Below are 9,579 nucleotides of genomic sequence, written 5' to 3'. Positions count from 1 at the left end.
ATATCAGAACAATAGCTCAAAAGTACTTTGGATGTGTAGATGTAGATTTTGAAGGAATAAGAGTTAAGAAAAAAAGTGTGATAAACAAAGAAAAGAGAAGGGAGTTTGACTTTATAGTTGTTTGTGAGGAAGTTTTACTACTAAACGAAACAAAATCAAAACCAAAAGCGGATGATGTGATACAGTTTTCAGAGTTTGTAAACAGTGGAGAGTTTTTTGAATACTTTCCGGAATACAAAAATAAAAAGTTGATTCCGATTTTCTCATCAGTATTTTTGACAGAAGATATTGTAAACCTTTTAACTAAAAAAGGAATTTATGCCCTTGCATTTAAAGGAAGTGAGATGGACCTGTTGAATTACAAAGAGGTAAAAAGTAAACTTGAAGAAAATTAGAGTTGGACTTGGACAGATAAATCCGGTTGTTGGAGATTTTGATTACAACTTAAAAAAAATATTGGATTATATAGAAAAAGCAAAAAATCAGGAAGTTGATATATTAATCTTTCCAGAACTTTCCATAACCGGATATCCACCAGAAGACCTTGTTTTAAAACCTTCTTTTATTGAAAAAAATATTCAGTATTTAAATAAGTTGGCAGAGAAAGTAGAGGATATAGTCGTCATAGTAGGTTTCATAGATAAACAGGAAGATGTATACAACGCAGCAGCTATCGTTTACAATGGTCAGGTAGTAGGAAAATATCATAAACAGTATCTACCTAACTACGGAGTATTTGACGAAAATAGATACTTTCAACAAGGAAAAGAGTTGACAATTTTAGAGATAGAAGGTTATAAGTTTGGTGTATCCATTTGTGAGGATATTTGGTATCCGGAAAATCCTATAAATACTTATGCAATAGAAGGTTGCGAGATTGTGTTCAACATAAATGCATCACCTTACAGTGAAGGAAAAATCAAAAAAAGAGAAGAACTTTTAAAAGTAAGGTCAAGAGATAACCTTGTTTCTATAGTCTATGTTAACCTTGTAGGTGGACAAGATGAACTTGTCTTTGATGGAAATAGCTTTGTTGTTAGTCCTACCGGTGAAATATTGGCAAAAGGAAAAGGCTTTGAAGAAGATTTAGTAATAGCTGACATAGATTTAGACGAGATTTTCAGATGGCAACTTAAAGACAACAGACTTAAAAATCTAAGGTTTAGCTACAAAAGACAAGAAAACGTAAACGTAATAAGTCTTGACTACAAAATAAAAGAAAAAACTCAAATAATAGAACAGAGAATAGTCCTTGATAATTCGGATGTAGAAAGCACTTACAAAGCCCTTGTTTTAGGATTGAAAGATTACATAACAAAAAATGGCTTTAAAAAAGTTGTTTTAGGTTTAAGTGGTGGTGTAGACAGCTCTTTGGTTGCAACAATAGCAGTTGATGCCCTTGGAAGTGAAAATGTAAAAGGTGTTTTGATGCCATCTCCTTACACATCAAAAGAATCCGTAGAAGATGCGTTAGAATTAGCTAAAAACCTAAACATTCAAACGTTTACAATTCCTATAACAGATGTGTTTAAAACATACTTAGCCGAATTTAAAGATATATTCAAAGGTTTAAATCCGGATACAACCGAAGAAAATTTACAGGCAAGAATTAGAGGAAACATTCTTATGGCTCTTTCTAACAAGTTTGGTTGGATAGTCCTTGCGACAGGAAACAAAAGTGAGATGAGTGTAGGATACTCTACCCTTTACGGTGATATGGTTGGTGGATTTGCAGTTATAAAAGATGTTTTAAAAACAAAGGTTTACCAGCTATGTAGATACAGAAACTCCATCTCAAAAGTTATTCCGGATAGAGTTTTGGTAAAACCACCTTCCGCGGAACTTAGACCAAACCAAACAGATGAGGCAGAGCTTGCTCCATACCATATTTTAGATGAGATAATCCGTATGTATGTAGAAGAAGATTACTCCGTGGAAGAGATTATACAATCCGGATTTGATGAAAAAACAGTCAAAAAGATAGTAAGACTAATCGATATAAACGAATACAAAAGAAGACAAGCACCAATTGGAATAAAAATAACAGAAAGAGCTTTTGGAAAAGACAGAAGGATGCCAATAACAAATAAATTTAGAGAGTATTAAAATGGATTTACACTACTTATTTTTATCTTTAGCATTAATCATATTTTTTGGAAGAGTTTTAGGAGATTTATTTAATAAATTTGGTATTCCGGCTGTTTTAGGAGAGATTTTTGCAGGTATTATACTTGGTGTCAGTGGATTTGGACTTATTGAAATAAACGATGCAATAAAAGTCTTAGCTGAGATAGGAATAATACTTCTTTTATTTAAGGTAGGACTTGAAGCAGACGTTCATCAACTAAAAAAGGTTGGTGTACCGGCAATCATCGTAGCAACCGTTGGCGCAACACTACCTATGGTATTTGGAGCAGTTGCAAGCTACTACCTTTTTAATCTTCCACTTGCAACATCTTTGTTTATAGGTGGTACACTTACCGCAACAAGCATAGGTATAACCGTTAAGGTCCTAACGGACCTTGGCAAGATGAACCATAGATTTGCTCAGATAGTTTTAGCAGCTGCAGTTTTAGATGATATATTTGGCGTTATTGTTTTAGCTGTGTTGTATGAGTTTGCGAAGAAAGGAACCGTAGATATAAACGCAACATTAACGATGATTTTTTACATAGCAACATTTTTCGTATTGGCTCCTATTTTAGCTAAGATAATGGCAAAGTTGATTAATATATTTTCAAACAAACTCCAAAGCCAAGAGTTTATTCCAGTTGCTGTAATGTCAATGATTTTCTTTTTTGCATTCTTATCTCATGAAGTAGGCTCTCCGGAGATACTTGGAGCATTTACAGTAGGACTTGCCCTTTCAAGAAGGTTTGTTATACCGTTGGCAGCATTTTTAAAAGTGGAAGAAAAAGAAAAGATGGCAGAAAAAATAGAACACTCGATAGACCCACTTGTTTTTATTCTAACACCTATATTTTTTGTTTCAATAGGACTAAGTCTTAATTTAAAAGCTATAGATTTTACATCCTTTGATTTTTGGAAACTTTCCGTAGTTTTACTAATCATCGCAGTTTTAGGAAAAGTTTTATCGGGATTCTTTATAAAAGGCAAAACAAAGGAAAAATTACTGATAGGTTTCTCAATGCTTCCAAGGGGAGAGGTTGGTCTAATTTTTGCGGAACTTGGTAAAAACTCAAAACTATTCGACGACTTACTTTACGCAGTTATAATATTCGTTGTAGCATTTACTACCTTAATATCTCCTATAATACTTAAAATGTTAGCAAAGGATTAGAAGATGGAAAACTATTACCTTCTAAAAACAGAGTCACAAGAGTACTCCTACGATGATTTAGAAAAAGAAGGCAAAACTGTGTGGAATGGTGTAAAAAATCCATTAGCTCAGAAGTTTATAAAAGAAATGAAGATAAAAGATAAAGTTTTTATATACCATTCCGGAAAAGAAAAAGCAATAGTAGGACTTGGAGAAGTTATATCCAACCCTTACTTAGATGAAAACAACCTTTACGTAGTGGACATAAAACCCTTAAAAAGATTAAAACCGTTAACGTTGAAAGAAATCAAATCAATGCCGGAATTCAAAGATTTTTACCTTGTAAAAATGCCAAGGCTCAGTGTTATGAAAATTCCAGAAAATTTGGTAAAATTAATATTAGAAAAAACCCAAGGAGGTTGATGGATGTCCTTTTTAGTAGAGTTTTCAATGTTTCCAACGGATAAAGGAGAAAGTGTAAGCCCATACGTAAGCCGTATCATAAAGATGATAGACCAATCAGGAGTACCCTACAAATTAACACCGATGGGAACAGTTTTTGAAACAGATACAATGGAAGAAGCTTTAAATATAATAAATCAAGCCTATAAACAGCTTGAACCAGACTGTAACAGAGTTTACACCGTTATAAAAATGGATATAAGAAAAGGAGCAGAAAATAGAATAGAAGGAAAAATAAAATCAGTAGAGGAAAGATTAGGTAAGGAAGTCAAAAAATGATACTTACAAAAGTAAGACTAAAAAACTTTTTGTCTCACGATGACACTCAGATAGAGTTTTCTCCATTTGGAATAACAGCTATAATAGGAGAAAACGGAGCCGGAAAAAGCTCGGTGTTAGAAGCGATACAGTTTGCCCTTTTTGGAGAATCTTCAAAAGGAAACCAGATAGACCTTATAAAATGGGGAAGAAATGAAGCATCGGTAGAACTTGAATTTATAAAAGGAAATAAAAAATACAAAATAGTAAGAAAAATAGAAAAAAAAGGGAAAAACACAACCACCACCGCACTTCTGTACAGAGTAGAAAACACAAGAGAAATATTAGATATACAAAAGCACCTTAACCAAGAACTACCAAAGATAACCGGATTATCGAAAAAAACTTTTCTAAACTCAATCTTGATAAAACAAGGAGAGATAGAAGGACTCATTAGACAAAAACCATCTGAACGAGAAAAAATAATAGAAGAACTCTTAGACCTTCACATATACTCAAAACTTTTAGAAAAGTACAAAGAAAACCGTAAAAAAGAAGAAAATAGATTAGAAACATTACAATCAGAAAAAATAGACAAAGAAGAGCTAACACAATCAATAAAAAATATACAAAATCAAATATACCAATTACAAGAAGAAATAAAAAAGATTGAAGAAGAAAAAAAACAGTTGGAAGAATCGTTAAAAGAAGTTGAAACAAAAATAAACACATACAACCAAATAGAGAGAGAAAAAAGTATAAAACTCACAGACCTAAAAAATTTAGAAGATAGAATAACACAGCTACAAAGCAAAATAGATGAAATATCAAACCTAAAAAGTCAGATAGACAGCTTGAAAATTAAAGTAGAAGAACTGAAAAACCTTGAAGCAAAGTACGATAAACTTCAAGAAATAAAAAGCCTAAATATAAAACTAAATCAGATACAAAAAGAGATAGACCAAACACAGGAGAAAATAAACTTCAAAAAAGAGTTTGAACCCATATACAATCAGATATTAGAAAAACAAGAAGAGTTAAAGCAGATAAAAGAAAAAATCACAAAGTTAGAAAATCTAAAAGGAGAAATATCTCAGATAGAAAAATTAATCCAGCAAAAAGAAAAAGAGTATATCCATAAAAAAAGTAATTACGACCATATAGTAAACCAGCTTCTGACTTTTAATAGAAAATTCCAGATGTTACAGCAAAATCCATTGATGATTCAAGAACACATAGAACAAAACACTATTAAAATAGAACACTTAGAGAAAGAAATCAATAAAATAAAAGAAGAAAAAGCATCGGTAGAAGGAGAAGGAAAACAGATAAGAAAAAGGTTGGAAAACATAAACTCAATACAAGGAGAATGTCCAACCTGCGGAAGACCATTGGAAGACCATAAAAAAGAAGAAATATTAAAAGACCTTGAAAAAACGTTGGAAGAGAAAAGAAACCAATACAGTAAATTAAAACAAGAAGAAGAAAATTTAGAAAAAGAACTAAATAAACAAAAACAGATAAGAGAGCTACTTATCCAGCTAAAACCCTTGTACGATTCTATAAAGGAAGTAGAAAACGAGAAAAAAACCTACGAAGCAAAACTAAATGCCTTTAAACATCAGATAAAAGATTTAGATACTTTAAAAGAAAAAGAAACACATATTTCAAATTTTATAGACAAACACATAAAAGATTACGGATACTATCAAAAACTACTAAAAGAAAACTTAGAAGAGAATTTTAAAAATCTCTTAATTGAAAAAGAAAAGATAGAGAACCAGCTAAAAGAAAAGATTGATACAAATCCTACCGATATAGAAAATGAAATACAAGAAGTAAAACAAAAGATAGAAAATCTAAAACCAGAAAGAGATAGGTACAACCAGAATTTATCAAAAATAAGCGAAGAGCCTAAAATTTTAGAAGAATTAGAAAAAATTAAAAAAGAAAAAGAGAATCTCTTCGTTGAAATAGAAAAACTAAACGAAAAACTAAAAGACTTGGATATATCCGGATTGTACAGCCAAAAAGACTCACTCCAAAAACATATTACAGAAAAAAATTCTTACATCTCAGAAAAAAAACAAGAGTTAGGAAATCTTCAAGGACAGGAGAACATATTAAGCCAACAACTAAAAAAAGCCCAAGAGCAAGAAGAAGAGATGGAAAGGTTGAACGTAAAAATAAAAAGATACTATAAAATAGAAAACGCCTTACAACAACTACAAAAACTTTTAAAGGACAATGCCCTTTACAACTTACCAAAAATCACAGAAGACATTTTTAGCAAGTTTGGTTTCAACCAATTTATCAACTTAAAGTTTACAGAAAAATACGAGATAACTCTAACAGCAAACGCAGTTTCATCTTCGGATATTGCTGTAAAAGTGGACTCTTTAAGTGGTGGTCAAAGGATAGCCTTATCCTTAGCCTTAAGACTTGCGATAGCAAAAATGTTAAACGAAAAAGCGGACTTCCTAATATTAGACGAACCAACAATACACTTAGACGAATCAAGAAAGAGAGAGCTTATAGATTTATTGGGAGATTTAAAAGAAAGTAATTTTATAAAACAACTTATCATCGTTACCCACGATGATGAAATAGAAGAAAGGGCAGACATAATATACAAAGTAAGTTACGGCTCAGTCATACCTGTTGGTTAATTACTTGAAAAAGTCAAGTAAGGAAAGTTGTCTGTTTTGGTTAAAGACCGATATGAGAGCTTGATATGCAACTTGTGCCTTTTGAAGATTTGTTATAGCTTCAGCAGTTTCAGTGTCTTCAAGTTTTGATATTAAGTCATTGTTAAATACTTTATTTTGGTCGTTGATTGTTTTTAAATCTTGAATAGTTTTTACCTGAGTTCCTATCACGGACCTATACTCCATAACATTGTTCAAGCCAATGTCAAAAGCGTCCAATATTTTTACATCTTGACCGTTTACGTTTATTGTAGCAGTGTTTAACTCTCCTAAGCTACCTGTTCCACTTACCGCTCTATCTATTATCTCTACTATTTTATCTATTGCTTCTGTGATAATCATTTTATTTGATGTGCTGTTTACACCTATATAAACTTTACCGTTAAAAGTTGTGTTTAACTCAACTCCAGGGGCAACAGGAACTTTTGTTTCTACTGTTTCACCTTGATATGTACCATCTGATGCAAATGGGTCAACTTGAGTTTTTATACCACCAAACAAAGCTGTATCACCAATTTTAAAGTTTGCCTGTTTTATTATGTAGTCTTTCATGTTGGAAAAGTAATCTCTTAAAACCTTAGCGTCTTCCTTGTCTAACACACCTGTGTTTAGGAGTCTTACAATCTCAACTCTGACCTCTTGTCCTGCTTCCACTATAGAGTTAAGCTGAGTTTCGGCAGAATCAAGAACGTTTAAGACAAAATCCATATTTCTGCCGTATCTTTCTATGTTCTGGTTGATGGTTTTAAGTCTTAAAGAAGCAACGGTTGCAACTGTATCATCGGAAGGAGATAGTAGTTTTTTTCCGGTTGATATCTGTTTACTGTACTTTTCTATCTCATTTTGTCTTATTTGGTCATTTTTTATGTAATTGTCATACTTTATTAAATCTGTAATTCTCATAACACAGACCTCTTTAAGGCTACTTTAATAAATTTCTAATTTTATTATCGTAAAAATTTTAAAAATTTTTAACTTATTTAACTAAATTAAGAATCGTTTGCATAAGTTCATCTGTTACCGTTATGATTCTTGCGGATGCTTGATAGGACCTTTGTAGTTTTGCTAAGTTTATAAGTTCCTCGTCCATGTTAACACCTGTTAAACTTTTCATCTTTTCTGTAATGGCATCGTATAGATATTTGTTGTTTTGCTGTTGCTGTTTTATGTAAGAAGATGTAGAAGATACATCTGCAACAAGTTTTGAGTTGTAAAACTCTGCAAATGTATGCTCCTTAATAAAGTCGTAATTTGTAGAGTCGTTTAAAGATGATTTTAAAGTTGATTCTTCGGAAGGAGTTAGTACACCATTGATACTGTCTTTTAATTTTAAGAGATTTTTTCCGTTTGTGTTATCGGAGTTTAAGTATGTTGGACTTGATGCAATTGCAATCTGTTTTGGGTCTGTAATGTTGAGGTATATATTTGATGCATCTATTTTGGTTGCTGATTTAGATGGGTCTATTGTAAAAAAGTCTTGATTTGTACTTCCATCAAGTCCGTATCCTTGCCTGTGAACTTTGTTAAACACTGTGGCAAAAACAGTTGTAAAATCGTTTAACTTGTTTAACTGTTGGTTTATAGCGTTTATGGATTTTAAGTTTCCTCCTAACTGACCGTACTGTATTTCGCTTGTTATGTTTGCTGAGTTGTTCCATTTTACAACTGGATTACCGTTTGTATCCGTTTCAAAGGACAAAGGTGTATTTTGTACTCCTACTACTAAGCCATACCCTTTAGCTGTAAAAATGTTAACTGTGTTGTCTTCATTAAACACTACCTTTGTATCTATCAAATCACTTAACTGTTTTATAAGTCTGTCTCTTTCGTTTAGATATTGGTTGTTTTCTTGTATGTCTAAGGTTTTTGTTTTTATTGATTGGTTTAGTTTTGCTATCTGGTCGGTTATTTGATTTATCTGATTAATCTGGTCTCTTACTTTCAAAACTGTTTGTTGTTTTTGGTCTTCCAAAGATTTATCCGTATTTCTTATCTTTCCTATAAGTGTTTGAGCATTTGCTAAAAATGCAGACCTTGCTGCTATGTCATCTGGCTTGATGAGAATGTCGTTTATTGAGTTGAAAAAGTTGTTTAAGTCTGATGAAAAACCACTACCAAGTGCATCGTTAAAAAGGTTTTCTATGTTGGACAATCCGGATGAGTACTCGTTATCTGCGTTTAGCTGCTGATTTAAGTTTATTGACCTGTTGAAAAGAGATTGGTCAAAGACTCTTATCACTTTGTTCATTACAACGCCACTTCTTGGTAAATCTTGGAAAACAGGTATTTCTCTGTTGTATCCTTCAGTTGTAACGTTTGATATATTTTTATTTGTTGAATTTATTCCTTTTTGAAAAGATAGTAAACTTTGACCTGCTGTTGATAAAATTCCAAGTAAAGACATGTTAGACCTCCATATAGCTTTATAATATTATTATCGCATTTTTTCAAAATTTTTTTATTGGAAGGTGTATTTATGAAAAGGTTTTTGGGAATAGATATAGGTGGTACTTTTGTGAAGGTGGCTTTTAAAAAAGGTCAAAACATAGAAACTGAAAAAATATCCATTAAAGATGTAGTTGATGATAAAAATCTTTTTTTAAATCTTTTAGCGGATATAATTAAGAAATATAATCCGGATAGGTTAGCTGTTGCTGTTGCTGGACTTGTAGATAAGAAAACAGGACTTTTGACAAACTCACCAAATTTAAAGTCTTTGGAAGGTTTGAATATCAAAAGTTTTATAGAAGAAAATTTTAAAATTGAGACATTAGTTGAAAATGATGCGAATGTTGCTGCCTATGGAGAGTACGTGTATGGTAATGGAAAAGATGGTAAGGTGTTGGTGTGTTTAACTTTAGGAACCGGATT

8 protein-coding genes and 1 pseudogene are annotated in these 9,579 nt (G+C 32.0%); 7 read left to right on the top strand and 2 right to left on the bottom strand.

Annotated features, from left to right (window positions below; genetic code table 11):
- The 6 genes and pseudogenes from NE054_RS05670 to NE054_RS05645 all read left to right on the top strand — a co-directional run.
- Positions 1-395 (top strand): annotated as a pseudogene (locus NE054_RS05670) (hypothetical protein); the annotation flags it as partial.
- A complete protein-coding gene (locus NE054_RS05665; protein WP_297889647.1) occupies positions 382-2,106 on the top strand; it encodes an NAD+ synthase in 1,725 nt (574 codons plus the stop codon). The pseudogene NE054_RS05670 and the gene NE054_RS05665, both read left to right, overlap by 14 nt.
- A 1-nt stretch (position 2,107) precedes the next feature.
- The gene (locus NE054_RS05660; protein WP_297889644.1) at positions 2,108-3,301 is read left to right on the top strand and encodes a cation:proton antiporter; all 1,194 of its coding nucleotides are present in this window, start codon (positions 2,108-2,110) and stop codon (positions 3,299-3,301) included.
- Positions 3,302-3,304: 3 nt separating this feature from the next.
- Positions 3,305-3,703 (top strand): EVE domain-containing protein, encoded by a 399-nt coding sequence (locus NE054_RS05655; protein ID WP_297889641.1) that lies wholly within the window; start codon positions 3,305-3,307, stop codon positions 3,701-3,703.
- 3 nt (positions 3,704-3,706) lie between these two features.
- Complete coding sequence (locus tag NE054_RS05650; RefSeq protein ID WP_297889638.1) at positions 3,707-4,021, top strand: MTH1187 family thiamine-binding protein; 315 nt, start codon at positions 3,707-3,709, stop codon at positions 4,019-4,021.
- A complete protein-coding gene (locus tag NE054_RS05645) occupies positions 4,018-6,669 on the top strand; it encodes an AAA family ATPase (RefSeq protein WP_297889635.1) in 2,652 nt (883 codons plus the stop codon). Before NE054_RS05650 ends, NE054_RS05645 begins: the two co-directional genes overlap by 4 nt.
- On the opposite strand, the gene NE054_RS05640 is transcribed toward NE054_RS05645, so the two are convergent.
- The gene (locus NE054_RS05640) at positions 6,670-7,611 is read right to left on the bottom strand and encodes a flagellin (RefSeq protein WP_297889632.1); all 942 of its coding nucleotides are present in this window, start codon (positions 7,609-7,611) and stop codon (positions 6,670-6,672) included. It abuts the gene before it with no gap.
- 73 nt (positions 7,612-7,684) lie between these two features.
- Positions 7,685-9,112: a flagellar hook-associated protein FlgK gene (gene flgK / locus NE054_RS05635; RefSeq protein ID WP_297889629.1), complete on the bottom strand. Its 1,428-nt coding sequence runs from the start codon at positions 9,110-9,112 to the stop codon at positions 7,685-7,687.
- Between the two features lie 72 nt (positions 9,113-9,184).
- Between flgK and NE054_RS05630 the strand changes: the two genes are divergently transcribed.
- The coding region (locus tag NE054_RS05630; RefSeq protein ID WP_297889627.1) for an ROK family protein at positions 9,185-9,579 on the top strand (395 nt) is incomplete at its 3' end.

The organism is Sulfurihydrogenibium sp. (assembly GCF_027448985.1).
Taxonomy (GTDB): Bacteria; Aquificota; Aquificia; order Aquificales; family Hydrogenothermaceae; genus Sulfurihydrogenibium.
Note: the sequence above shows the minus strand (reverse complement) of the source record. Positions and strands in the feature narration are given on the sequence as shown.

Excerpts from the sequence above, each read along its gene's own strand:
- NE054_RS05660 (WP_297889644.1), top strand. The coding sequence starts at position 2,108 with ATGGATTTACACTACTTATTTTTATCTTTAGCATTAATCATATTTTTT.
- NE054_RS05655 (WP_297889641.1), top strand. The coding sequence starts at position 3,305 with ATGGAAAACTATTACCTTCTAAAAACAGAGTCACAAGAGTACTCCTAC.
- NE054_RS05650 (WP_297889638.1), top strand. The coding sequence starts at position 3,707 with ATGTCCTTTTTAGTAGAGTTTTCAATGTTTCCAACGGATAAAGGAGAA.
- NE054_RS05645 (WP_297889635.1), top strand. The coding sequence starts at position 4,018 with ATGATACTTACAAAAGTAAGACTAAAAAACTTTTTGTCTCACGATGAC.
- NE054_RS05640 (WP_297889632.1), bottom strand. The coding sequence starts at position 7,611 with ATGAGAATTACAGATTTAATAAAGTATGACAATTACATAAAAAATGAC.
- flgK (WP_297889629.1), bottom strand. The coding sequence starts at position 9,112 with ATGTCTTTACTTGGAATTTTATCAACAGCAGGTCAAAGTTTACTATCT.